The following is a 24111-nucleotide window of genomic DNA, read 5'->3' on the forward strand; positions in this document are numbered from 1 at the left end:
GTCAGCTCAGTGAGCAGTCGCCGTGCGTAGGCGCGCGATCACCTGGGCACGCAGCTCCTCAGGAGCTGTCTCTTTGCAGGCACGCTGCACAGTCTCGGTGAGTGTGCGGGCGAGCAGCGCTTCGCGCGTGCACTCGTCGCACTCCGCCAGGTGTTCCCGAATATCAGAGGCATCAGTATGGCAGATCTCATTTCTCAGAAACTCTTCGAGATCCCGGCGTGCTTTTGCGCAACCACAATCAGTCATTTCGTGCTCCCAGCCGTGGGGGTCGTGATGCCCCGCGCTACGGCATAATCAGTGAGTCGGTCGCGCAACATCCGGCGGCCACGGTGCAGCCGGCTCATCACGGTCCCGATAGGGGTCTTCATAATTTCGGCGATGTCCTGATAGCTGAAGCCCTCGACGTCGGCCAAATAGACGGCAAGACGGAAGTCCTCGGGAATGTCCTGCAGCGCCTCTTTGACCGCGCTGTCGGGCATATGGTCGATCGCCTCATTCTCTGCCGAGCGATGCGTGCTCGCCGTCGTCGATTGCGCTCCCCCGAGCTGCCAGTCCTCAAGGTCGTCAATGGCGCTCTGATACGGCTCGCGCTGCTTCTTGCGGTACAGGTTGATGTACGTGTTCGTCAGGATGCGGTACAACCACGCCTTGAGGTTCGTTCCCTGTTTGAATTGGCCAAAGGCAGCATACGCCTTCACGAACGTCTCTTGGACGAGGTCCTGGGCGTCTGCGGGGTTCTTCGTCATGCGCATGGCAGCTCCGTAGAGCTGGTCGAGAAAGGGCAGAGCCTGCTCCTCGAAGAGAGCGTGGGAGACATCCCTCGCCTGTGGTGTTGGGTTCTCGGGCACAGTCATCACAGCTAAGTCTACGTCGTGTGCGCTGGCGCGTTCGAGAACTGCACTCATCGTCATATGTGTCCCTCCGCAGGTTTCGCCGATACATTAGATAACGATGTTCGAGTCGAAATATTCCGGTCCAGACGACCACCTTGCGGGCGACCGCCGTCTCATCGACGGTGAGACGCTCTGGCCCGCGCCGACGGCCACTGGTTCGCTCCATGCCCGCGTCGCGCTTCCCGGCTCCAAATCACTGGTCAACCGTGAGCTCGTGCTCGCGGCGCTGGCCTCTGGGCCCAGTCGTTTGAGAGCACCGCTCCACTCGCGGGACAGCCAGAACATGGTTGACGCACTTCGTGCCCTCGGGGCCAGCATTGACGAAGTCGACGCAAGCGGTGAGTTTGGTGCGGATTTTCTCGTGTCGCCTGGCGAGCTGATCGGATCAACGACAGTTGAATGCGGTCTCGCCGGAACCGTCATGCGATTCGTGCCTCCCGTCGCTGCTTTGGCCCTTGGCCCGACCACGTTCGATGCCGATGACGCGGCGCGAGGTCGACCCATGGCGGGCGTTCTCAACGCACTGCGCGAGTTAGGCGTCGATATCGATCCGGGTGCGCGTGCCCTGCCGTTCACCGTGCACGGCAGGGGTTCTGTCGACGGAGGCGAGATCGGCGTGGATGCCTCAGCGTCAAGCCAGTTCGTCTCCGCCCTCCTCCTCTCGGCCGCGCGGTTCGACAACGGAATTGAGCTTCGCCACACAGGCGAGAAACTTCCCAGCATCCCGCACATCGATATGACGATTGCTGCGCTGCGCGAGCGCGGAGTCGACGCGTCATCACCACAGCCCGGACTCTGGCGCGTCGCGCCCGGAGAGATCACGGGGCGCGATGTCGCCATCGAACCGGATCTCTCGAATGCCGCCCCATTTCTCGCCGCCGCCATCGTGGCCGGCGGGTCGGTGACCGTTCCGAATTGGCCGACCGAGACGACTCAGGTGGGTGCGGATCTGGCTCACCTGCTTCCAGAGTTCGGGGCGCGCGTCGTCCACTCGGCCGGTGGTGACCTGACGGTAACGGCGGGAGACAGCATCCGTGCCGTCGACCTTGACCTGAGTCACGCCGGTGAACTCGCACCCACTCTCATCGCCCTCGCGGCGTTCGCCGACGGCCCATCTCGGTTTCGGGGAATCGGGCATATTCGCCATCACGAGACCGACAGGCTGGGCGCCCTTGCTGCCGAGCTGACGAACCTGGGGGGAAACGTCACCGAACATGACGACGGCGTCACCGTGCGGCCACAGCCACTGCACGGCGGCGCTTGGCGCACCTATAACGACCATCGTACGGCGACGGCCGGTGCCCTCGTCGGCATCGCGGTTCCGGGCGTGGAAATCGTCGACATCGCGACGACAGCGAAGACGCTTCCGCAGTTCCCCGAACTCTGGGCCGGGCTCGTAGCATCGGGAACGATGGGCAACCCAGGCGCATGAGCTGGTGGAACGTCGACGATGACGACGACGATCAGCTGCCTGATGAGTCTGACATTCGCGTGCGCCCCAGCCGCCGAGGCTCACGGCCGCGAACGAAGACTCGCCCCGCCCATAGGGACGCAGTGACCGGCACCGTACTCGGCGTTGATCGTGGCCGCTACACCGTGTTGCTCGAGGAGAACCGGAAGAACGAACGCGAGGTCACCGCAAGCAGAGCCTCTGAGTTGCGGCGGAACCCCATCGTCAACGGCGACCGTGTCGACGTTGTCGGTGACCTGTCGGGCGAGCAGGGAACACTCGCTCGCATCGTGCGAGTCAAGGAGCGCTCCACGCTGTTGCGACGCAGCGCCGACGACACAGACGATGTCGAGCGCATCATCGTGGCCAACGCCGACCAGATGCTCATTGTGGTCGCTGCCGCCAACCCGGAGCCGCGAGCGCGCCTCGTTGACCGGTACCTTGTCGCCGCATTTGACGCGGGAATCACCCCGCTGCTCGTGATCACCAAGACCGATCTCGCCGACCCGGCCGACTTTGTCTCGCTGTTCGCACAGCTGCCCCTGACTGTGCTCACCAGCCGCACCGATAGCATGCCCATCGATGACATCGCCCAGCTGCTTGTCGGGCACTCGACCGTATTCGTGGGTCACTCGGGCGTCGGCAAATCGACTCTCGTGAACGCGCTCGTCCCCGATGCGCATCGATTGACGGGCCATGTGAATCGCGTAACGGGTCGTGGCCGGCACACGTCATCGTCCGCTGTCTCGTACCGACTGACGCACCACGGTCGCTCAGGATGGATTATCGACACACCGGGAGTTCGATCGTTCGGCCTCGGCCACGTCGACACGGGCAATATCCTCGGGGCGTTCCCCGATCTGAACACCCTTGCCGACGAGTGCCCGCGCGGATGCACGCATCTGCCCGACGCGCCCGATTGTGCGCTCAACGAGGCGTCTCAGGCCGGAGATCTCGATTCCGTCGCGCTTCAGCGGCTCGATTCGCTGCAGCGTCTGCTCACCACGTTCGCCAATTGACGATCGCGGGACGCTTAGGCTGGAAGCATGACCGACTACCCTCGACTCACTGTCGGCGACGCTGCGCCGACCTTTACGCTCACCGATCAGAACGGCAACGCGGTATCGTCGTCCGACCTTTCTGGCGAGAACGTCATCGTCTACTTCTACCCCGCGGCAATGACCCCGGGGTGCACAACTCAAGCGTGCGACTTTCGCGACAGCATGACAAGCCTCACGGCGGCGGGCTACCGGGTCATCGGCATCTCGAAAGACGACAGCGACAAGCTTGCTCGCTTTGCCGACCGCGACTCACTTCCCTTCCCGCTGCTGTCAGACACCGATCTTGCCGTACACAAAGCCTATGGAGCCTACGGCGAGAAGAACAGCTACGGTCGAATCCTCACCGGAACACTGCGGTCGACAATTGTCGTGGACGGCACAGGTCACGTGACGCTCGCGCTCTACAACGTCAAGGCGACAGGGCACGTGAGGATGCTGCGGCGCAAGCTCGGCATCGATGCGTAGCTGTGGTGCTCGTCACTGCTCACCAATGCGTCTCGGGGCGCGGGAATGCTCGATGACGGAGCGCGTCATCAGCAGGATGATCACCGCGATTGCCGGCAACAAGAGCGCCCAGCCGATGGTCGGCTGCGCAAAAATGCCCTGAAACGCTCCGATCGCCACGGCGATCTGAAGAACCTGCCAGGTGAGCGCCGCGGCCCTCGACCATTGCCGACCGCGCCAGAAGGCCAACACGATTGCGATGAGCCAGATCGCCGCAACAGCGGCGAGCACAGTCAAGGCGATTGCTGAATCGTACCGGTCAGGCCGCACGGTGAAGAGATCGACGACGAGCGTTCCGACAACCACCACGAGGGCGGTCGCCTCGAGCCCAATCAGCGTTGCCGTCGCGAACACGGCACGTGATCGCCTACTCGATTCTGGTGACGCGGCGGTGTCGAATTGGTTACTCACAGAAATATCCCATACAAAACTATTGATCGATTCTGGTGGATATGCGACCATTGTCCAGGCCGAGTTTTTCGTTCACAGGGTTGTGAGCAGGCCCCAATCGGTGGGCCTCCCCCTCGACTCGGCCATTCCCTACGGTCCAGTGAGACCAATTCTCGCATGAAATAAGGAGCATACCCATGGACTGGCGCGACAAGGCCGCCTGCCTCACAGCTGACCCGGAGCTATTCTTCCCGGTAGGTAACACTGGTCCGGCCGTCGACCAGATCGAGAAGGCAAAGGCCGTGTGCGCCACATGCACCGTCACCGAGGTGTGCCTTCAATATGCCCTTGAGACAAGTCAGGATTCCGGCGTCTGGGGCGGACTCAGTGAAGACGAGCGTCGGGCTCTCAAGCGTCGGGCCGCACGCGCCCGCCGTGCCTCCTAGCAAACCCCTGTGAAGCGGGGCCGGTGCTGAACACAGCATCCGGCCCCGCTTCTGCGTGGCGGCGCGTTCAGCTCGTGATGAACCGCAGAGGCACCTCAATGGTGACCTCGGTGCCCTCGCCGACGACAGTGTGCCAGTCGATCGTGCCGCTCAGCTCACCTTGAATCAGCGTGCGGACAATCTGCGTGCCGAGCCCTTGACCCACGCGTCCCTCGGGAAGTCCTGTTCCGTTATCGCGCACCGTCACCGAGAGTATCTCTTCGGTACGTTCCGCCTGGATCTCGACCTCGCCCGAGCGACCGGCGAGCCCGTGCTCCACAGCATTTGTGACCAGCTCCGTCAACGCGAGCGCGAGCGGTGTCGCATACTCGCTCGGGAGCACGCCGAAGTTACCCGATTTCGTCGGCCTCACAGTCGTGTTGTGCGCGGAAGCCACTTCGGCGATCAGCATGAGCACCCGCTCGAAGACATCGTCGAAGTCAACATCCTGTGAGAGACCCTCTGACAGAGTGTCGTGTACGACAGCGATCGCCGTCACGCGGCGCATCGCCTGCGTCAGCGCATTGCTCGCCTCATCGGAATGTGCTCGGCGCGCCTGAATCCGCAGAAGCGAGGCGACGGTCTGAAGATTGTTCTTCACTCTGTGGTGAATCTCGCGAATCGTCGCGTCCTTGGTGATCAGCTCACGTTCACGATGGCGCAGTTCCGTAACGTCTCGACAGAGCACGATGGCACCCACTCGGTCGCCGCGCACGCGCAGCGGAATCGAGCGAAGCGAAATCGTAACGCCTTTCGATTCGACGTCCGTGCGCCACGGCGCGCGGCCTGTGACGACGAGCGGCAGAGACTCATCGATCTCCTGCTGATCGCCGAGAATTTCCGTCGTCACATCCGCGAGAGACTCCCCCTCGAGCTCGTCTTCAAACCCCATCCGGTTAAACGCAGACAGGGCGTTGGGGCTCGCGAACGTCGTCGTACCTTCCACGTCGATGCGCAGCAGCCCGTCGGATGCTCGCGGTGCACCTCTCCGGGGTCCAGTCGGTGCCGAGAGGTCTGGAAAGTCACCTCCCGCTATCATGCCGAACAAGTCTGCGGCGCAGTTGTTAAACGTCAGCTCTTGACGGCTCGGAGAACGCGTCTCACTGAGGTTTGTGTGGCGGGTGAGCACGGCGATCGGGCCGGGCGTCGTCACCGTGCTCTCTGCGGTGAGCCGCCGGACGACGGGAACGGCGACGACCCGAGTCGGAGTCTCCTCGTACCAATCGGGGGCGGATGAATCGATGATCTTCCCGCTCGAGAAGGCCTCCGTTACTTGCGCCCGCCACTGCTGCTTGACCTTCTGCCCGACGAAGTCGCGGTAGAAGAGCGTCGCGGCGCTCGACGGGCGGTAGTGCGAAACAGCGATGAAGCTGTCGTCGTGAGACGGAACCCACAGCACAATGTCGGCGAAGGCGAGGTCCGCGAGCAGCTGCGCGTCTTCCACAAGCATGTGCAGCCATTCAACATCCGCCTCATCGGAGCGGCCCTGAGCGAGAATCAGTTCACTGAGCGTCGACATTGCACCAGTTTATGGTGATGACGTCGCTCGTCCCGACACGTGCCACGCCCGAGTGCTCCGACTGCGCGCTGACCGCGCCCTTCTCTCACGGCGAGTCGCGGGCACGTCCGCTTCGGGCATCATGGCTCTCGCAAGCCCTCTGACTGATGCCACGACAGGCGAACGAGGGGAAACCTCGCGCAGCACTCTCCCCTCGAGCAATGCCGCGTCTGCGGCTCGTTCGTCGTGCCCAATGAGCGTCGGCTTGTCTATGCCGCCAAAACGCTGCAATGTCGACGTGATCTGGCTAACGGCCGCAAGGCCAACGGGCCCTGAGCGAACGCGGTTCATGACGGTGTGCACCGGAATTCCTGCGACGACGTCGAGCAGGTCCACGTGCGATCGAAGATATCGGCTGATTCCGATGGGGTCGGCGCGCCCGATAGCGAGTACACGATCGGAAGCGCGCAGCGCGGCGAGCGTCGCCGCGTTGCGTCGAGGTGCGAACAGGTCACTGGAGATCTCTTCGTCGCTCTCGAGGCTGAACCCCGTGTCGATGACGACATGATCGGCCCAGTGCCGACACATCTCGATGGTATCTGTGACGCGTGACTGCGTGAGCTCGGGCCAACGCGATGAACGCGTGAGCCCCGTAAGCACCGACAGTGTTCCCTGTGACACGGGGTAGCGCTCGCTGATGCGATCAAGCTCGTCATGGGTCAATGCGCCCTGGCCTGCGAGCCGGCAAGCCGCTGCGAACCCAGGCGACTCATCTAGCATTCCGAGCATCTGCGCAATCGACGCGCTCCACGTGTCTGCGTCGATGAGGCACACGCGCGCACCGAGCTCGGCAAGCTCGGCGGCGAGCGAGATGGCGATCGTGGTGCGGCCGGGAGCTCCCGCGGGGCCCCACACGGCGGTGACGACCCCCCGGGACGCCTCCTCGCGCCCGCTGCCGAGGTCGGGCCCCGCGAGGGAGGCCTCGAGCTGTGCGATACTCGCCCCGACGTCGACATGCTCGCGAAGCCCGAGTCGGGCAATGTGGCGGCGTTGCGTCTCGTCTGAGCACACAGCGACCACGCGGCATCCGGAATCGTCGCAATGAGAAAGGAGATCTTCGGTCATCACATCACCGTCAGCGATCAGTGCGTCCGGATTCGTGCGGGCGATAACCTCAGCAACATCGTCGAGCAGCCCGAGCCGAGCCAGAACGTCGTGTCCACGCTCGAGGAGCGGCTCGAGTATCCGCTCCTCGGTATCGCGCGCCACAGCAAGGACGAGACGGGTCATGCGACGTTCGCCCCCGGGACGAGCGAGAGTGCATGACCGTTCGCCTGCGCGCTGAGCACCGTTGCCAGATCTCCTTTGGGAATGAGGACTTCGACACTCGTGTTCTGCTGGCCGACCATAGCGTCATCCGTCACGACCCGGGCCACAACGGCCCCATCGACAATAACGGTCGGCTGGCCGAACCTGTTCTGCTCGATTGGCGCGGCAGCCCAGACATCAACACGCGCCCCGACGACGACAGACTCAGGAAGCTCTCCCGTTATTTCGATCACAACTGGTGCGACAGCGCTCTCGGCAGCCGCAGCAATCGCGGACGCGGGGATGAGCTCACCGTCTCCGACCGTTCGAATGATGACGAGGTCGCCTTCTGGCAGTTCTCCCTCGCGTATGTACTGGCCATCGAGCGAGCCGAGGCTGACACGGGAGAGAGTGAGGTCGTCGCTCATCACACGAGCTCCCGCGGGCAGTGTCGACGCCGCAGCGTAGACGGGTACCGTCTGGTCTTGCGAATCGACGACAAGCCAGACGCCGGTCACCGAGACGATCACGAGTACAAGCCCGATGATGAAACGCGGGTCAAACCAGAATCGCCGTCGTGTTGTCCGCGCTGCGGATCTCGGTTGCTTCGGCATGCAGACCATGGTGCCAATTTCACAGACTTTCCAAGAAAGTTATCCACAGGCCACGATTCACTCAGGTGAAGTGGCCATAATCGATAGTCATGGACCACATTTCGCCAGAGTCGATCGGCCGTTTCCTGACGGTGGCCGATGCATCGGAGATCCTCAATGTCTCCGTTGACGAGGTGCGAGAGCTGATTCAGTCGGCTGAGTTGCCGGCCATCAGCGTGGGCTCCCCCGGGCGTTGGCGCATCGAGCGTCGAGTGCTTGAAGACTACATCGAGCAGAAATACGAAGAGACCCGCCGAATGAGCCTCTGGCGAGAGGCGAATGCAGCAAGCATCCAAGACATCAGCGAGGGGCCGAAACACCGCCGCTGACGATGCTCTCAGAGCTCGACGAGGTCAATTGCCGATAGCGAAACCACCTGCACCTGCGACACGTCACGGGCGCGTCGCGGAGTTCCGCGCGGGTGACGAGCAATGTCGACATGATCCCGTGCGACCCGGTCGAGTGTTCCACCGATCACGTCTGACGATATGGATGTTGTCACCGTCACGTACGTACGCCGACGACAGAGATCCCGCAGGACGAAAGGCATCCCGATTCGATCAGTGATCTGGGGATTGCGCAGTGTGCCATCGCCCTCCGCTGTGCTGCGCTCGGCGTCGTCGGGGTGCAGCAGGATGCTGGTGATTGCTGCCAGTGCGATGACGGCCGTTCCGTCGCTGCCGTGCTGCCTGATGAGGTCGGCGGCGATCCAGTCGCGTCCGAACGTTCGAGGCTGGATCGTGAGGTCGCGGCCGCAGCGGAGGATCACCTTCATCGGTCTCGTCGTGCTCTGGTCGACTGCCGAGCTCTGACCGTACGCGATGACGCGATCTCGGATGCTCAGCCTGCCGATGCGAAGCCGCTCGTCTTCCGCGCGTCTCTCGATGTCGGCGGCACTCCACGCCGAATCCAGCTGGCCCTCGAGATCATCGAACAGGCTGTCCCATCTCATGGTGCCCGAGACTAGCGGTTCCCCGCAGACGATCGCCGAGTTATCCACAGATTGGAAAAAAGGGGTTTACAAGTTCACGCGGTACCTGGTTGAGTGTCTAACCATGAGTTCTGACCCCCACCGGGGGGGCACTCAGCGGTGGGTCTCATGGACCCGCAACGGCAATGCGGCCCAGCCAGGGCCGCTTCACGGCCTGGGCGGAGCAAAGATGAGTGAAGGCAATGTCGCACGATCCGACGACCATTCGCTCGCTCCGCCTGCCCGTCCCGCGCGGTGCGGCATCGCCGATCCCGACAGCGAGTTCACGTTTCTCCGAACGAGTGCGACTGACCTTCCCGATCCTGAGCCCCTTCTGGTCAATCTCACACGCAGCGTCATCGAAGTGATCGCGGGAGCCCGCAACCTTGAACAGCTCTCCCGCTGGATCAGTGAAGATGTGTACACGACGCTCGTGAAGCAGACAGTCATCACTGCCCGAGCCCGAACGCTGAAGGGGCAAAACGCTGTGCGCCCTGTTGTGCACGTGGGAACGGTTCATGTTCAGTCGCCTGTCGACGACGTGTGTGAAGCGGTGATCATGGTGCAGGTCGGGCGCACCCGTGCGCGAGCCGTTGCGATCCGACTCGAGGGAATTGATCACCGCTGGCGCGCGACGTCGATCGGCGTCCTCTAAGAGCGTCTACTTCTTTTTCTGCTGCGAACGCCTCTGCGCGCGGTTCGCCGGTGCAGGTTTGGCATCGTCGTCGGAAGCCGTCTGGCCGAACGCCCCTCGCTGGGCTGGCTTTTTCTTCTGAGGTGTGGCCACAGGGCGCGTCTGACGGGCTGCGTTTGCCTTCGTTGCGCCGTTTGTCGCACCTCGGGCCATACGCTGTGCCTTGCCTGTCGCGCCCTTCTCGATTTGCCCACGCTGATTGCGAACCTCGACGTCGCCCTCCTCATTGGCTGCCGAGTAGCTGAGCTTCTCTGTCTCGCCGTCGGGGCGAGCAAGCCCCTTCGCAACGATCACAGGACCGACCTCGCCCTCGGCATCGTCTGGTCGAGACACCTCGACGTCAAGGTTGAACAGGTATCCAACGGATTCTTCGCGAATCTGTCCCATCATCTGCTGGAACAAGGAAAAACCCTCACGCTGGTACTCCACAAGGGGGTCACGTTGCGCCATAGCGCGCAGCCCGATGCCGTCCTTCAGGTAATCCATCTCGTACAGGTGGTCCCTCCACCGGCGGTCGATCACCTGAAGCACGACTCGACGCTCAAGTTCACGCATGGCATCGGAGCCGAGTTGCTCCTCACGACGCTCGTAGGCGAGCTTGGCATCTGACAGAATTTCACGTTGCACGAATGCTCGATTGACACGCCCCTTCGAACCCGCTTCCTGAACGACCTCGTCGACGGTGAGAGCAATCGGGTACAGGGTCTTGAGCTCCACCCACAGCGCATCGAAGTCCCAATCGTCTCCATTGCCCTCGCCGATGTGCTCGTCGAGCACTTCGGTGACGACGTCTTCGAGAAAGACCCGCACGCGCTCTTGAAGGTCGTCGCCTTCGAGAATCTGCCGTCGATCGGTGTACACCGTCTCGCGCTGGCGGTTGAGCACGTCGTCGTACTTCAGCACGTTCTTGCGGATCTCTGCGTTACGAGACTCCACCTGTGACTGTGCCGAACGAATGGCACGGCTCACGACCTTCGATTCGATGGCGACGTCGTCCGGCACACCACGGGACATCAGGCTCTCTGCAGCGCCGGAGTTGAACAGGCGCATCAAATCATCTTGCAACGACAGGTAGAAACGGCTCTCGCCTGGATCTCCCTGGCGCCCTGAGCGGCCACGAAGCTGATTGTCGATGCGTCGGGATTCGTGACGCTCTGTGCCCAAAACGTAGAGTCCTCCGGCCTCGATCACCTTATCGGCCTCGGTCTGCACCTCGACTTTCACCTCGTTGTAGACGTCGTCCCAGGTCTCTTCGTACTCATCGGGAGTCTCAGTTGTCGACAATCCCAGTTCGCTCATCTTCTGGACGGCCAGAAACTCGGCGTTACCGCCGAGCATGACGTCGGTGCCGCGTCCAGCCATGTTCGTTGCGACGGTGACCGCGCCGAGGCGGCCCGCCTGAGCAACGATGGATGCCTCACGCGCGTGGTTCTTGGCGTTCAGAACCTCGTGCCTGATCCCCTTCTTCGCGAGGAGGCGAGAGAGGTATTCGCTCTTCTCGACGCTTGTCGTTCCGATAAGCACCGGCTGACCGGCTTCGTTTCGCTCCGCGATGTCGTCGACGACGTGCGCGAACTTCGCTTCTTCCGTCTTGTACACCAGATCAGATTGATCGATGCGCTGCATCGGCTTATTCGTGGGGATGTTCACGACACCGAGTTTGTACGTCGACATGAACTCGGCGGCCTCGGTCTCGGCCGTACCGGTCATTCCCGCCATCTTGTCGTACATACGGAAATAGTTCTGCAGTGTGACCGTAGCGAGCGTCTGGTTCTCTGCCTTCACCGTGACGCCCTCTTTGGCCTCGATCGCCTGGTGAACGCCCTCGTTGTAGCGACGTCCAACGAGAATACGACCGGTGTGCTCGTCAACAATCATGACCTCGCCGTTCATCACGACGTAATCCTTGTCCTTCTTGAACAACGCGGTCGCCTTGATGGCGTTATTGAGGAAGGAGATGAGAGGGGTATTCGCAGACTCGTAAAGGTTGTCGATTCCGAGATGGTCCTCGACCTTTTCGATACCGGGCTCGAGTACGCCGACTGTGCGCTTCTTCTCATCAACCTCGTAGTCTTCGCCGGCGACAAGGCCCTGGGCTATGCGCGCAAACTCGGTGAACCACCTGTTTGCCTCACCTGATGACGGACCCGAGATGATCAGAGGCGTGCGTGCCTCATCAATGAGGATGGAGTCGACCTCGTCGATGATGACGAAGTAATGGTCACGCTGCACCATCCCGTCCTTCTGCCACGCCATGTTGTCACGCAGATAATCGAAGCCGAATTCGTTGTTCGTTCCGTAGGTGATGTCTGCGAGGTACTGTTTGCGGCGTACATCGGGGGTCTGGCCTGAGACGACGACGCCCGTTGTCATTCCGAGTGCGCGAAACACGCGCCCCATCAGCTCAGACTGGTAACTGGCAAGATAGTCGTTGACCGTGATGACGTGCACGCCCCTGCCCGTGATGGCGTTGAGGTACGCGGGAAGCGTTGCGACAAGAGTCTTACCCTCACCCGTCTTCATCTCGGCAATGTTGCCGAGATGAAGTGCCGCGCCACCCATGACCTGAACGTCGAATGGCCGCATGCCCAACGTGCGCTTTGAGGCTTCTCTGACCGCGGCAAAAGCCTCGGGCAGCAGATGGTCGAGCTTCTCACCATTCTCGTACCGTTCGCGAAGCTCCGCTGTCTCGTTTTTGAGTTCCTCGTCGCTGAGTTCGGCGAAGTCGTCTTCCAGTGCGCTGACGGCTTTCGCATAGTTCTTCAGGCGCTTGAGGGTTCGTCCTTCGCCGACGCGAAGGGCCTTTTCCAATACTGAGGCCACGAATGCACTCCACTTTGTTCACGGCGCTCGAGGCGCCAGGTCCCGTCTCGTTCGATCGGGCCGGGGTCGATCGTACCTATGTTAGCGACCCACCGCTTGGTGCGGGCTGAAGAAAGGCGGCCGGGCGTGCCCCGACACGGGCATCGCCAGGCCGCCTCCGGGCGCTTAAGCTCTGTTTGCCTCGGCCTCAGCTTCCTCCGACAGTTCGATCACACCGTAATCCCAGCCCTTGCGCCGGTACACAACGCTCGGGCGATCAGTGCGGGCATCGATGAACAGGAAGAAGTCGTGCCCGACCAGCTCCATGCGATCCACCGCGTCGTCGACGGTCATCCATTCCGCAGGGAAGGTCTTCTGCCTGATGACGACGGGTGAGTACTGCTCCTCGCTTTCAACATCGTCGACGGGAGACTCACCAGCGCTGACCCGCTCAATCACCTCTGCGGGCGCCGGCTGCAGTCCGACCACAGCGAATTCGCTCGTCGCCGCAGCGTGTAGTGATGTACGCTTCTTGCCTCGACGCGCCTGCCTGCGCTCTTTTGCCCGGCGTATTCGCTCGAGCATCTTGTCAATCGCAATATCGAACGCGTTGTATTTGTCACCGCCTGTAGCCTCTGCCCTCACGAGGGGGCCCGGTCCGATGAGCGTCAACTCGACGCGGTCATCACCGTTCTTTCCGCTCTTGTCGTTGTGGCGGCTTACTTTGACCTCGAACGCGATCATTCGATCCGTGATGTGGGTGATCTTCTCTGATTTCTCTTCCACATAATCACGAAAGCGATCGGTGACTCCCAGGCCAATTCCGACGATGTTAATTTCCACGGCGACCTCCGGATCCGGCGCGAGGTCGCCTGGTTTTCCGGGCGATCCTTTCACGCCTTTTCCTACACCGTAGCCCCAGGGCTCGACCTTGTCACGCTCTGATCTGAACCGGGCGTGGCGAGACGCAGCGGGGTCGACGCAACGGTGGCACATGCAACGATCTCACCACCGGCCTGCCTCAGAGCCCGAATGCACTCCGACAGCGTCGCGCCGCTTGTCACAACATCGTCAACGACGATGAATCGTCTGCCACTCACATTCTTCGACCTGATGGCACTTGTGAGGTTTTCCGTTCGCTGTGCGCGTCCGAGACCAATCTGGTCACGCGGCCGTCGTCTCCACGCGAGCACCCGCGAGCGCGCGAAGCCGGCTCGCCGCACAATCAGGTCGACGGGTACGAATCCACGGCGCCGACGAGATCGCAGCGAAGCGGGAACTGCAGCGATGTCGATTCCCTGGCCCTCAGCATCGTCGAGCGCCGCGCAGACGGCCGCGTGAAGTGCGCTGCCAAGGGCGGAGGCGGCATCGACACGTCCGTCGCGTTTGACGGCGAGCAGCAGTCGTTTCACACACCCTGAGTACTGCGCGGCGCTGTACACCCTCACACCGTCAATCGTGCGCGTCAGGATGCCCCTGCTCAGAGCGTCTCGGCAGACAACGCACACGCTGACGTCGTTCTCACCGCATCCGGCGCAGGTGACGGGGGCGAGAAATGCCACCGTCTCGCGAACGACGCGTCGCCCGTGTGAGAGACAAAAGTGTGCAAGTGAGGGCCCCCATGCTCGACCTCGGTGACGTGGCATCGCCCTAGCCTTGCCTTCGCCCCGTCGGTGAGCAAACGTCCGGAGCAAAGTGGGGACAGCCGCTGCACGCTCACCGCCTGTGGACGCCTCAGCTTGCGGGCGTCCCGATCTGCGTTGCGATGAACGCCACTCCCTCACGGGACACCTGCCATCCGGTGCCTCGTCTGGCGAAAAGCTCGCCATCGCTTGTGAAGGCTCTGAGCGCCTCCGCACCGTTGCTCCCGACGAGTTCCACCGCCGCTTCCACTGGCCCAATATTTGCCGACGGCCCGCCCAGCTCGATCAGCTGGACCACGTCGGTTGTGCCGCTCGTGAGCACCGCGACGGTCTGGTCATCGACCCACGTGGCCGATCTCGGGGTTCCTGACGCGACCGGAAATCGCACGGTCTCGCTGATCGACGTCGGTACCCCGCCAGTTCCTCTGCGCACCCCGGCGAGCAGCAACTGGGGGGAATCACCGGAATTGATGAGTGCGACGATGCGCGTGCCGTCGCGAGAGAGCTCGAGAGAGGCGATCGACGACGCTTCAGGCCAGGACGTCTGCAGCTCAAAGGCCGCGCCGGACTCATCGTGCACCTGCACCTTTCCTGGTTGACCGGCAGGTACCGTCCAGACATACCCCGAGTCATCAAGGGTCGGAGCGATCAGGCCATCACGATTGTCCACGAGCACCGGGTCATTGCCCGAGATCACGGAATACACGCCGTCCTCCCCGCGGACAGCGATCTGTGTGTTCTCACTGTTGATCACCGCCGCCGTGGCATTCAGCTCTTCGACGGCGGGCGAGATTCCGGAAATCGTCTCGATGCCCTTGCCTGACGCGTAGCCGAAGCCCTCATCGGTCATGATGAGGGGTCGTGAATCAACTCGGGGCTCACGCACCGTCAATGACGGAATATCCATCGGCTGCCCGTCGAAGAGAACAGTGACGATGCCAGCACCGGCAACATTCTCAAGACTGGCGACAAGCTGCGCTTTCATCCGTTTTCGGGCCGAATCGTCGGCCGTGAGCGCATCACGGCTGAGGTCGACCTGCGCTTTTCCATCTGTGACGGGTACGGAGCTGCGCGCAAGCCGGGTTCCGTCAGGGAACGCCGTCGTCACCGATTGCGCGAGCCACTCGCTCGGCCCTTTGAGCAATTCAGTGACGATTCGAGTTGCCGACGAGCTTCCCGAGGGAAACCAACGCAGGTCGGGCACGAGTGACGTCCACTGCGGATTGAAGAAGCGCAGCGCATGCTGGTCGAATACAGTCTCGAAGAGAGACTCTTCCAGAAGGATGCCGTTGGGAGCCTCCGCAATGCGCCATTCGCCGCTGACCTTGACGAACGTGTAGCTCTGGTGAACGAGTCCGCCGGTCGTCCGTTCCGAGTACACTCCGGTGTTGTCAACGAGAGCGGTCGCCTCAACGGCGACATCGATCGTCGCGTCTGACTGCCTGTCAAACTGTCGCTCACCAGGATCATCGAGCGTCACCGAGGCATCCGGGTTCCAATCGAGCCGAACATCCGGTGCCAAGTATTCACGGGCGACCGCATAATTATTGAGAGGGCTGGATGCTGCCGCGATGAACCCCTTAAGCAGGTCCTCCTGCGAGGCACCAGGCACGGGAGCATCGGCGATCAACGTGACATCGTTTGCGTTGTCATCGTCTTCCCCCACGGGGTTTCCCTCGCGAACGCTCCCACTACGCGGAATTCCGGCACATCCTGCGAGAAGCGCCGCGATCACCGCGAGCGAGATGACTGACGTGGTTCGTCTCATGCGTCATCCCCCTGTCGAATCGGCGGACCGGAACCGTCTGCGTCGTCAGGTACTCGGTCGAGTGGGTACGACATGACAGCTCCGCCCGGCGTTCGCGGCAGTGTGAGCCGAAAATTGCTGCCTGCGGCGGGACGCGACCAGACGTCAATCTCTCCGCCGTGCAGGCTGGCGTCTTCCGTTGAAATTGCGAGTCCAAGCCCTGTGCCACCGATCGTTCGACGTCGGGAGGGATCCGCGCGCCAGAAGCGGTCGAAGACGTGCTCGGCGTCAGCTTCGCTCATGCCAAGGCCGTAGTCGCGCACGGTGAGTGCGACAGCATCCGCGTTGCTGTCGACGGTGACCACAATCGGGCCGCCTTCGCCGTGCTCAATGGCGTTGCCGATCAGATTCCTCACGATGCGCCTGATGCGCCGAGGGTCCATCTCCACTTGGTTATGACCGCCCGGAGCGACAAGACGAATATCGGTTCCTCGCTCCGCGGCGAGCGCTTCCATTCCGTCAATGCAGTCTTGTGCAAGGGTGGCGAGATTCGTCGGCTCGAGCTCCAATTGAACAGAACCCGCGTCATAGCGGCTAATTTCCAGCAGATCGTCAAGCAACAACTCGAACCTTTCGACCTGTGTGTGCAGCAACTCGGCCGTACGTGTGGTTGCTGGTGCGAAGGAGTGGCGCTGGTCGTATATGACATCGTCGGCGAGACGAATGGTTGTCAGCGGAGTGCGAAGCTCGTGTGACACGTCAGAAACGAAACGCTGCTGCACGAGAGACAGGTCGGCCAGTTCGCGAATGCGCTGCTGCAACGAGTCCGCCATCCCGTTGAACGACCGAGCGAGCGTCGCAAGCTCGTCTGCTCCCGTCTCGCGAATTCGCACGCCCAAGTCACCGTCGGCAAGCCGCTGACTGGTCTCGGCTGCGATCGTGATGGGCTCGACGACGAGACGCACGACAACCCAGGCGACAGCCCCGACGAGCAGCAGCAGCGCAAACCCGACGATGAGCATCGTCTGCTGCAGAAATTGCAGAGTGCGCTCGGAGTCACTGAGATCGAAGGCAATGTAGAACTCATATTGGCCAGCGCCCGGAACATCGACGAGCTGCCCGACGATGACACCGGGGACTTCGCCGCTCGCCCCTTTAAGCGTCACCGATTGCCACCACTGCTCGCCGATGCCATCCTGCACAACGTTTCGCAGGTCGGGAGTCAAAACGCCGCCAGCGAGCTCCGAGCTGCGAAAGCCCTGCGGCGCGTATGGATTGTATTCCTGGCCGGGAGCCCGATAGCCCGCAATGAGCTGGCTCGATGACGTGGCAGCGAGCTGGTTTCGCACGGTGTTCATCACCGTTGTGATAGCCACACGGTCATTGATGTCTGCCGACTCGAAGAGGCGCTGCACCGAGCTCATCGTGCGTCCCGAGTCATCGAGAACCTGGCTCAACCGAGACGAGAAGAGGTCGTTGCGAACGCTGATCGACATGTACACCCCCGACGCGAGCACGGCGACGAGAGTGAGCCCCACGGTGATCGATACGGTTCTGAACCGCAGTGACCTACGCCACAGTTCACGCACGCGGCCGGGCCACGTGCGCACCTGCGAAAGCCCCAGCTCCGCAACCGACAGCGGTGAGCTCATGGTCTACGAGCCTGAGGCGCCTGCCCGATAGCCGACTCCTCGCACCGTTGTCACGATTCGTGGGTTGTCGGGATCGTGCTCGATCTTGGCGCGCAGACGCTGCACGTGCACGTTCACGAGTCGCGTGTCGGCCTTGTAGTGATAACCCCAGACTTGCTCAAGAAGCATCTCCCGTGTGAAAACCTGCTGCGGTTTCGACGCAAGGGTGAGCAGAAGGTCGAACTCGAGAGGCGTGAGGTTGATCTTTTTGTCGCCCCTCCGCACTTCGTGCCCGGCAACATCGACGCTCAAGTCGGCAATCTCCAGAGCCTCTTGAGTCGATTCGGATGCCGGGCGCAGGCGTGTTCGGATTCGAGCGACGAGTTCTTTCGGGTTGAACGGCTTGACAATGTAATCGTCGGCGCCCGACTCCAGCCCGCGCACGACATCTGCCGTGTCTGACTTCGCGGTGAGCATGATGATGGGCACGCCGGAATCCTGCCTGATCTGCGTGCAGACCTCAATGCCGTCGATACCGGGAAGCATGAGGTCGAGCAGTACGAGATCGGGTTTCTCCTGCCGGAACTCAGCGAGCGCTGATGCACCGTCTGAGCAGAAGATCGGCTCGTATTCTTCGGATCTCAGCACGATGCCGATCATCTCCGCGAGAGCTGTGTCATCGTCGACAACAAGAATTCGTGGGTTCATTCGTCTCGTTCTCGTTTCTGTGTACACGGATGGCGTCCCGACCCGCGTTCCACCAGGCTATCTGACGCTTGCCTCCAAGCCCGCCGTTGAAACGCGCGAGACATCGCACCGTGTGACAGAGTAGAACTCTGCAAGTGTCTCGCCACGGTCTGAAGGGGGCGCGAACGAGTGAGCGATAACGGGTCATGGCACTCGCCGTCCGGTAATTCAGCGGGTACCCCGTCGGATGCGAATCGCGCTCAGGGTCACGACCCGGAGCATCCCGAAAGTGACGCAGCAGACGGGCATCAGCCTCCGCCGCAGTACGGCCAATACGCGCCACCGCAGTATGGGCAGTACGGGGCGGCGCCACCACCGCAATACGGGCAGTACGCGCCACCGCAGTATGCTGGGCAGCCCCCGCAGTATGGGCCGCAGCAGCCATTCGGCGCTCCCAACGCGTGGGCGCCGCCGCCCAAGCCCGGCCTTATTCCCCTTCGTCCGCTGAGCTTCGGTGCTCTTCTGACCGCTCCTTTCAAGGAGCTGCGTCACAACCCGAAGACAACGGTGGGAAGCGCACTCATCATTCAAGGCGTTACTGTCGTTCTCACGATCATCATCACCGGTGTGATCACCGCGCTCATGCTCACTCGAATCAACCAAGCGTCCGCCCAAGACCAAGACGAGATCGTGTCGGGCGCCGTGCTGACGATTCTGCTCTCGATGATCGTTCCGATTCTCGTCTCCATCGTCGGGTCCGCATTTCTGCAAGGGGTCGTGGTGACAGACACGGCACGGGCGACGCTCGGTGAGAAGCTGAGAATGCGCGAGGTATGGAAAGCGACGTGGCCGCGATTCTGGACGCTCCTCGGCTGGACAGCTCTGTACTTGGTGTCCATACTCGTTGCGATGGGGGTCGTCGGCGGCATCGGCGCTCTCATCATCGTTCAGGGCGGTGCTGGGCTTGTGATCGGCATTCTTTTCATCGTTTTCGGGTCGCTGGCGATCATCGCCCTTGGAGTGTGGATCTTCACCAAGCTCGCCATCGTGCCCAGCGTGATCGTGATGGAGCACGCGACGCTCAAGAACGCGATCTCTCGCTCCTGGCGCCTCACCTCGGGAAGCTTTTGGAAGACCTTTGGCGTAATCTTCCTCATCGCGGCGATTCTTAACATCGCCTCGCAGATCATCACCACTCCCCTGTCCCTTGTGTTCGGCATCGTTCCCGGCCTCCTCGATCCAACGGGTTCCGACGCAGCTGCCACGCTCGCGTTCCTCGCGATAGCCGAGGTCGTTCTTCTGTTGATCACGGTGGTGATGGGGTCGATCATGTCGGTCGTGCAGTCGGGCGCTCTCGCTCTGATCTACATTGATTTGCGCATGCGACGCGAGGGTCTCGACATCGAGCTCACGCGCTTCGTCGAGGCACGGCAGGTCGGCGACGCGTCGGTGCCCGACCCGTTTGCGCCGCGAGGGCTGCAGTGATCGGCATCGTGCCGCTTGACGACTCTCCTCCGCTGAACCCCGGCAGGGATGAAGCATACGACTGGCTCGTCAGAGAACTGTCGAAGCCCGAGTACACGGCGGCGAAACCATCCCTGATCGACCGCATTGCAGCGGCCATCAAGGAATGGTTTCTCTCGCTCGTGGTCCCGGGCAGCGGTACGTTTGCCGCGTGGGTTCCCGTCATCATCGTCGTGCTCGTCGTCGCTGCTGTCGTTGCGGCAATTCTGATCTGGGGCGTACCCAGACGAAACCGCGCAAGAAGACAGGCTGCGGCACTCTTCGGAGATGACGACACGAGAACGGCACGAGAGCTGCGCGCCCATGCACGTCAGGCAGCGCAGACTGGCGACTGGGAGACCGCGGTTCTGGAGATATTCCGTGCTCTTGCACGAGGGCTCGATGAGCGAACACTTGTCACCGTTCTGCCCGGAACGACGGCCGGTGGCTTCGCCTCTGCCGCGGCATCCACTTTTCCCGCGCACGCGGAGCGCCTGCGTTCGGCCGCATCCGATTTCGACTCCGTCCGCTACCTCGACGGCAGAGCCACGACCGAACAATACGAGACGATCGCCCGTCTCGACGCTGAGATTTCGAGCACGACGCCGCACCTTCAGAACGTGGAGGTCGTCGTATCGTGAGCGTTGCGGAATCGCTGACCCCGACGGTCGGGGTGCGCCTCAAACGCAGCGCCTTCTGGATCGTGTTCGGCATCGGGGCGCTGGTTGTCGTGATGATTGCGCTTGCCCTTTCGGGAAGCGGCAACACTCAGAGCCGCCCGCTGCAGGCAGACAGCGCCACGCCGTCCGGGGCCAAGGGTGTTGTCTCGGTTCTCGAAGAGCACGGCGTTTCGGTGACCGTCGCTGACAGCGCCACGGATGCCGATAAGGCACTCGGTGCCGGTAACGCAACACTCTTCGTCTACGACGCCGACGGATTTCTCGACGCACGCGATCTGGCACAGCTCACGAAGAAAGCGGAAGACGTCGTGGTGCTGACGCCGGACTTCGCCGACTTGCGCGCGGTTGCCCCGGGAGTGCGGGCCGGGGGCGCTGAACCGGCAGATGCGGCTCTCGTCGACGCTGAGTGCACAGTTCCCGCTGCCCGCGCCGCGCAGACAACCGAGGTGCTTTACACCTACCGCATCGTTGACGATCCCGACGCCCGTGGCTGCTTTCCCGTTGCGGACCAACGCTATGGCCTTGTGTCGCTTCCACACAGCGGTGGCGGGTCACTGACGTTGCTCGGAAACCCGGGCGCGCTGAGCAACGACGCGATCATTCATGGCGGCAACGCTGCTCTCGCGCTGAACGTTCTCGGCGCACACGACGAGCTCGTGTGGTACCTACCGACGATCGCTGATGTGGAGTCAGAGGCGCCGCCGACGCTCGGAGAGCTCACTCCCCCGTGGGTTGTGCCGTTCACCGTTTTGCTCACGCTCACGGCAATCGCCGCGATGATCTGGCGTGGTCGTCGCCTCGGTCCGGTCGTGGTCGAAAATCTTCCCGTGCACGTGCCGGCGCGCGAGACCGTCGAGGGACGTGCTCGACTGTACGAGCGAGGAAACGCGCGGGGCCATGCCATCGACACGTTGCGTATGGGCGCGGTATCCCGCATCGCGGGGCTGTTGGGGCTTTCGACGGGCGCGTCGGTGTGGCAGGTCGCCGACGCCGCGGCATCCGCTCTTGCTCGTGATCCTCACTACACGCGCGGCGTACTTGTCGATGACACGCCCGCAACCGATGCAGAGCTCATGGCGCTCTCCGACTCGCTGGATGACCTTGAAGCACGGGTACGCGCGAAAATTGATGAAACAGGAAGAATGTGACAATGACGAATCAGCAGGGCTCGCCGCAGCCGCAGAACTCCCCCGATTCCGCAAACGATGAATTGCGGCAGCGTTTCGCGCAGGTGCGCTCAGAGGTGGCAAAGGCCGTCGTCGGGCAGGATGCCGCGGTCACTGGCCTCGTCGTCGCATTGCTCGCTCGCGGGCATGCGCTGCTCGAGGGCGTTCCCGGTGTCGCGAAGACACTTCTCGTGCGCTCGCTGAGCACCTCGCTGTCGCTCGACACGAAGCGCGTTCAATTCACTCCAGACCTGATGCCGGGCGATGTCACGGGATCGCTTGTGTACGACGCCAAGGCCGGCGAGTTCGAGTTTCGGCAGGGGCCGGTATTCACGAACATCATGCTCGCCGACGAGATCAACCGCACCCCGCCGAAGACGCAATCGTCGTTGCTCGAGGCAATGGAGGAGCGCCAGGTCTCGGCCGACGGCGTGACGCGCGCACTCCCTGTGCCGTTCATGGTCGCTGCCACGATGAACCCGATCGAGTATGAAGGCACGTATATGCTGCCTGAGGCGCAGCTCGACCGTTTTCTTGTGAAGCTGGTTCTTGACATTCCCGAGCGCGAAACCGAGGTCGACGTGCTGCGCCGTCACGCGAACGGCTTCAACCCTCGCGACTTGGCTGCTGCCGGCGTCACGCCCGTATTGACGGCAGACGACATCACCGCAGCACAGGATGCCGCCTCTGCAGTCGGCGTCACCGACGCCGTTTTGACGTACCTTGTCGACCTCGCGCGGGCCACACGCCAGAGTCCCTCGGTACGCATCGGCGTGAGTCCGCGCGGCACCACGGCGTTGCTCGCAGCGACGAAGGCGTGGACGTGGCTCACCGGGTACTCATCGATCACGCCAGACCACGTTCAGGCGATGCTGCTTCCTGTGTGGAGGCACCGCGTTCAGCTGCGACCTGAAGCGGAGCTCGAGGGCGTCTCTGTCGACGCGATTCTGACGTCTGTCATGCAACAGGTGCAGGTGCCGTTCTAACGATGGCGGTCACCGGGTGGTTCGTTGCGCTTGTCGCGATCGGTGTGCTTCCCATCATCGCGATCGGCGAGGCGACGGGAAACGGATGGGCGCCGTTCGTCGGGTGGCTCGCGTTCTGCGTGCTGTTGCTTGTGCTCGACGTTGTGCTCGCCGGATCCCCGCGACGCCTGAGCATTTATCGAGATCTTCCCGACCGTGTGCGGCTCGGTGAGACAGTCACGAGCTCACTGTTCGTCACGAATGCAGGACGACGCACCGTACGGGCCCTCGTTCGCGACGCCTGGCAACCGTCGGCTGTCGCGACACCGACACGTCGGCGACTTCGTCTTCCTCCGGGCGAGCGGCGATCCATCAGCCAGACTCTTACTCCATTTCGCCGCGGTGACCGCACGAGCGCGCTGATCATCGTCCGCTCGTTCGGCCCGCTTCGCCTCGGGGCTCGGCAGGCGACGCTTGACGTGCCAGGGCGCGTTCGGGTGCTGCCGCCGTTCAACGCACGCAAGCACCTGCCCAGTCGGCTCGCCCGTTTGCGCGAGCTCGACGGTTCAAGCGCCGTCATGGTGCGCGGCCAGGGCACTGAGTTCGACTCGTTGCGAGAGTATGTGCGCGGCGATGACGTACGATCCATCGACTGGCGTGCGACGGCGCGCCGCCAAGACCTGGTTGTGCGCACGTGGCGTCCTGAGCGAGATCGACGTGTCGTCATCGTCATCGACACCGGGCGCACCTCGGCGGCGCGCATCGACAACGAGCCGCGTATCGACACGGCCTTCGAATCGTCGCTTCTGCTCGCTGCCCTCGCGACGCGCGCGGGCGACAGGGTTGATCTCGTCGCTTACGATCGCCGTGTGCGCGGGCGCGTTCAGGGAGCGAACGGCCCGACTCTCCTGTCACGCATGGTCGATACGATGGCCGGCATCGATCCTGAGCTCATCGAGATGGACTGGGATGCTGTCCCTGCGCAGGTGCGCGACATCACCGCGCATCGCGCTCTCGTCGTGCTGCTCACGTCCATCGATGCTCCGGGCGCATCACAGGGTCTGCTCTCCGTGCTTCCGCAGCTGACGCAGAAGCACACGGTCGTCGTTGCAAGCGTCACCGATCCCGATGTGGTGCGGGCCGTGTCGCAGCGTGACCGTCTCAATGACGTGTATCGCGCGGCATCCGCGGAACGGGCGCTGCTCGATACGACGCGTGTCGCAGCCGCGATCAGGCAGCAGGGTGCTGACGTCGTCACGGGTCCGCCTGCCGATCTACCCCCGGCGCTCTCCGATCACTACATCGCGTTGAAGGCAGCTGGCCGGCTCTAGCGCGAAAACGGCGCCGGGGAGCATCCCCGGCGCCGCTCGCGTTATCGCGA

General features: G+C 62.5%; 24 protein-coding genes. 11 read left to right on the top strand and 13 right to left on the bottom strand.

What is annotated here, in order from left to right:
• Nucleotides 1-6: 6 nt before the first annotated feature.
• Nucleotides 7-246: a mycothiol system anti-sigma-R factor gene (locus HCR76_RS10555; protein ID WP_166992326.1), complete on the bottom strand. Its 240-nt coding sequence runs from the start codon at nt 244-246 to the stop codon at nt 7-9.
• Nucleotides 243-854 carry a sigma-70 family RNA polymerase sigma factor gene (locus HCR76_RS10560; protein ID WP_198248205.1) on the bottom strand — a complete coding sequence of 204 codons (612 nt, stop codon included), beginning with the start codon at nt 852-854 and terminating at the stop codon, nt 243-245. Before HCR76_RS10560 ends, HCR76_RS10555 begins: the two co-directional genes overlap by 4 nt.
• Nucleotides 855-951: 97 nt before the next feature.
• Here HCR76_RS10560 and aroA point away from each other — a divergent pair, with 97 nt between their 5' ends.
• From aroA to bcp, 3 genes are read left to right on the top strand one after another with little or no spacing between them, the layout of a single operon-like run.
• Complete coding sequence (gene aroA / locus HCR76_RS10565; RefSeq protein ID WP_166992320.1) at nt 952-2325, top strand: 3-phosphoshikimate 1-carboxyvinyltransferase; 1374 nt, start codon at nt 952-954, stop codon at nt 2323-2325.
• The gene (rsgA, locus tag HCR76_RS10570) at nt 2322-3362 is read left to right on the top strand and encodes a ribosome small subunit-dependent GTPase A (RefSeq protein WP_166992317.1); all 1041 of its coding nucleotides are present in this window, start codon (nt 2322-2324) and stop codon (nt 3360-3362) included. The genes aroA and rsgA overlap by 4 nt, the downstream gene beginning before the upstream one ends.
• Nucleotides 3363-3389: 27 nt before the next feature.
• Nucleotides 3390-3869, top strand: coding sequence for a thioredoxin-dependent thiol peroxidase (bcp, locus tag HCR76_RS10575; RefSeq protein ID WP_166992314.1), 480 nt, complete (start codon nt 3390-3392; stop codon nt 3867-3869).
• A gap of 12 nt (nt 3870-3881) precedes the next feature.
• On the opposite strand, the gene HCR76_RS10580 is transcribed toward bcp, so the two are convergent.
• A complete protein-coding gene (locus tag HCR76_RS10580; RefSeq protein ID WP_235934288.1) occupies nt 3882-4319 on the bottom strand; it encodes a hypothetical protein in 438 nt (145 codons plus the stop codon).
• A gap of 176 nt (nt 4320-4495) precedes the next feature.
• Here HCR76_RS10580 and HCR76_RS10585 point away from each other — a divergent pair, with 176 nt between their 5' ends.
• Nucleotides 4496-4744: a WhiB family transcriptional regulator gene (locus HCR76_RS10585; RefSeq protein ID WP_166981129.1), complete on the top strand. Its 249-nt coding sequence runs from the start codon at nt 4496-4498 to the stop codon at nt 4742-4744.
• A 67-nt stretch (nt 4745-4811) separates the two neighbouring features.
• On the opposite strand, the gene HCR76_RS10590 is transcribed toward HCR76_RS10585, so the two are convergent.
• From HCR76_RS10590 to HCR76_RS10600, 3 genes are read right to left on the bottom strand one after another with little or no spacing between them, the layout of a single operon-like run.
• Nucleotides 4812-6302 carry a sensor histidine kinase gene (locus HCR76_RS10590; protein ID WP_166992311.1) on the bottom strand — a complete coding sequence of 497 codons (1491 nt, stop codon included), beginning with the start codon at nt 6300-6302 and terminating at the stop codon, nt 4812-4814.
• A gap of 9 nt (nt 6303-6311) precedes the next feature.
• Nucleotides 6312-7571, bottom strand: coding sequence for a CpaE/TadZ family protein (locus HCR76_RS10595; RefSeq protein ID WP_166992308.1), 1260 nt, complete (start codon nt 7569-7571; stop codon nt 6312-6314).
• Nucleotides 7568-8203, bottom strand: a complete 636-nt coding sequence (locus HCR76_RS10600; RefSeq protein ID WP_166992305.1) for a hypothetical protein — start codon at nt 8201-8203, stop codon at nt 7568-7570. The genes HCR76_RS10595 and HCR76_RS10600 overlap by 4 nt, the downstream gene beginning before the upstream one ends.
• Before the next feature lie 89 nt (nt 8204-8292).
• On the opposite strand from HCR76_RS10600, the gene HCR76_RS10605 reads away from it, so the two are divergent.
• Nucleotides 8293-8571: a helix-turn-helix domain-containing protein gene (locus tag HCR76_RS10605; protein WP_166992302.1), complete on the top strand. Its 279-nt coding sequence runs from the start codon at nt 8293-8295 to the stop codon at nt 8569-8571.
• Between the two features lie 8 nt (nt 8572-8579).
• Here HCR76_RS10605 and HCR76_RS10610 read toward each other — a convergent pair whose 3' ends face one another.
• A complete protein-coding gene (locus HCR76_RS10610) occupies nt 8580-9194 on the bottom strand; it encodes a hypothetical protein (RefSeq protein WP_166992299.1) in 615 nt (204 codons plus the stop codon).
• Nucleotides 9195-9402: 208 nt separating this feature from the next.
• Between HCR76_RS10610 and HCR76_RS10615 the strand changes: the two genes are divergently transcribed.
• A complete protein-coding gene (locus tag HCR76_RS10615; protein ID WP_244971372.1) occupies nt 9403-9867 on the top strand; it encodes an Rv3235 family protein in 465 nt (154 codons plus the stop codon).
• Nucleotides 9868-9873: 6 nt separating this feature from the next.
• On the opposite strand, the gene secA is transcribed toward HCR76_RS10615, so the two are convergent.
• From secA to mtrA, 6 genes are all read right to left on the bottom strand, one after another.
• Complete coding sequence (secA, locus tag HCR76_RS10620) at nt 9874-12729, bottom strand: preprotein translocase subunit SecA (protein ID WP_166992296.1); 2856 nt, start codon at nt 12727-12729, stop codon at nt 9874-9876.
• A gap of 165 nt (nt 12730-12894) precedes the next feature.
• Nucleotides 12895-13551 carry a ribosome hibernation-promoting factor, HPF/YfiA family gene (hpf, locus tag HCR76_RS10625; protein WP_166992638.1) on the bottom strand — a complete coding sequence of 219 codons (657 nt, stop codon included), beginning with the start codon at nt 13549-13551 and terminating at the stop codon, nt 12895-12897.
• A gap of 62 nt (nt 13552-13613) precedes the next feature.
• A complete protein-coding gene (locus HCR76_RS10630) occupies nt 13614-14354 on the bottom strand; it encodes a ComF family protein (RefSeq protein WP_166992293.1) in 741 nt (246 codons plus the stop codon).
• A gap of 88 nt (nt 14355-14442) precedes the next feature.
• Nucleotides 14443-16119: an LpqB family beta-propeller domain-containing protein gene (locus tag HCR76_RS10635; RefSeq protein ID WP_166992290.1), complete on the bottom strand. Its 1677-nt coding sequence runs from the start codon at nt 16117-16119 to the stop codon at nt 14443-14445.
• Complete coding sequence (gene mtrB, locus HCR76_RS10640) at nt 16116-17750, bottom strand: MtrAB system histidine kinase MtrB (protein ID WP_166992287.1); 1635 nt, start codon at nt 17748-17750, stop codon at nt 16116-16118. The genes HCR76_RS10635 and mtrB overlap by 4 nt, the downstream gene beginning before the upstream one ends.
• A gap of 3 nt (nt 17751-17753) precedes the next feature.
• Nucleotides 17754-18437, bottom strand: coding sequence for an MtrAB system response regulator MtrA (gene mtrA / locus HCR76_RS10645; RefSeq protein ID WP_166992284.1), 684 nt, complete (start codon nt 18435-18437; stop codon nt 17754-17756).
• A 168-nt stretch (nt 18438-18605) separates the two neighbouring features.
• Between mtrA and HCR76_RS10650 the strand changes: the two genes are divergently transcribed.
• The 5 genes from HCR76_RS10650 to HCR76_RS10670 are packed head-to-tail and all read left to right on the top strand — an operon-like array spanning nt 18606 to nt 24061.
• Entirely contained in the window at nt 18606-19901 is a 1296-nt protein-coding gene (locus HCR76_RS10650) for a hypothetical protein (RefSeq protein WP_166992281.1), read from the top strand.
• Nucleotides 19898-20560 (top strand): DUF4129 domain-containing protein, encoded by a 663-nt coding sequence (locus HCR76_RS10655; protein WP_166992278.1) that lies wholly within the window; start codon nt 19898-19900, stop codon nt 20558-20560. The genes HCR76_RS10650 and HCR76_RS10655 overlap by 4 nt, the downstream gene beginning before the upstream one ends.
• Nucleotides 20557-21747 (top strand): DUF4350 domain-containing protein, encoded by a 1191-nt coding sequence (locus HCR76_RS10660; protein ID WP_166992275.1) that lies wholly within the window; start codon nt 20557-20559, stop codon nt 21745-21747. The genes HCR76_RS10655 and HCR76_RS10660 overlap by 4 nt, the downstream gene beginning before the upstream one ends.
• 2 nt (nt 21748-21749) lie before the next feature.
• Nucleotides 21750-22751 (top strand): AAA family ATPase, encoded by a 1002-nt coding sequence (locus tag HCR76_RS10665; RefSeq protein ID WP_166992272.1) that lies wholly within the window; start codon nt 21750-21752, stop codon nt 22749-22751.
• 2 nt (nt 22752-22753) lie between these two features.
• Nucleotides 22754-24061: a DUF58 domain-containing protein gene (locus HCR76_RS10670; protein WP_166992269.1), complete on the top strand. Its 1308-nt coding sequence runs from the start codon at nt 22754-22756 to the stop codon at nt 24059-24061.
• Nucleotides 24062-24111 lie beyond the last annotated feature (50 nt).

Source organism: Paramicrobacterium chengjingii (genome assembly GCF_011751765.2).
Lineage (GTDB): Bacteria > Actinomycetota > Actinomycetes > Actinomycetales > Microbacteriaceae > Paramicrobacterium > Paramicrobacterium chengjingii.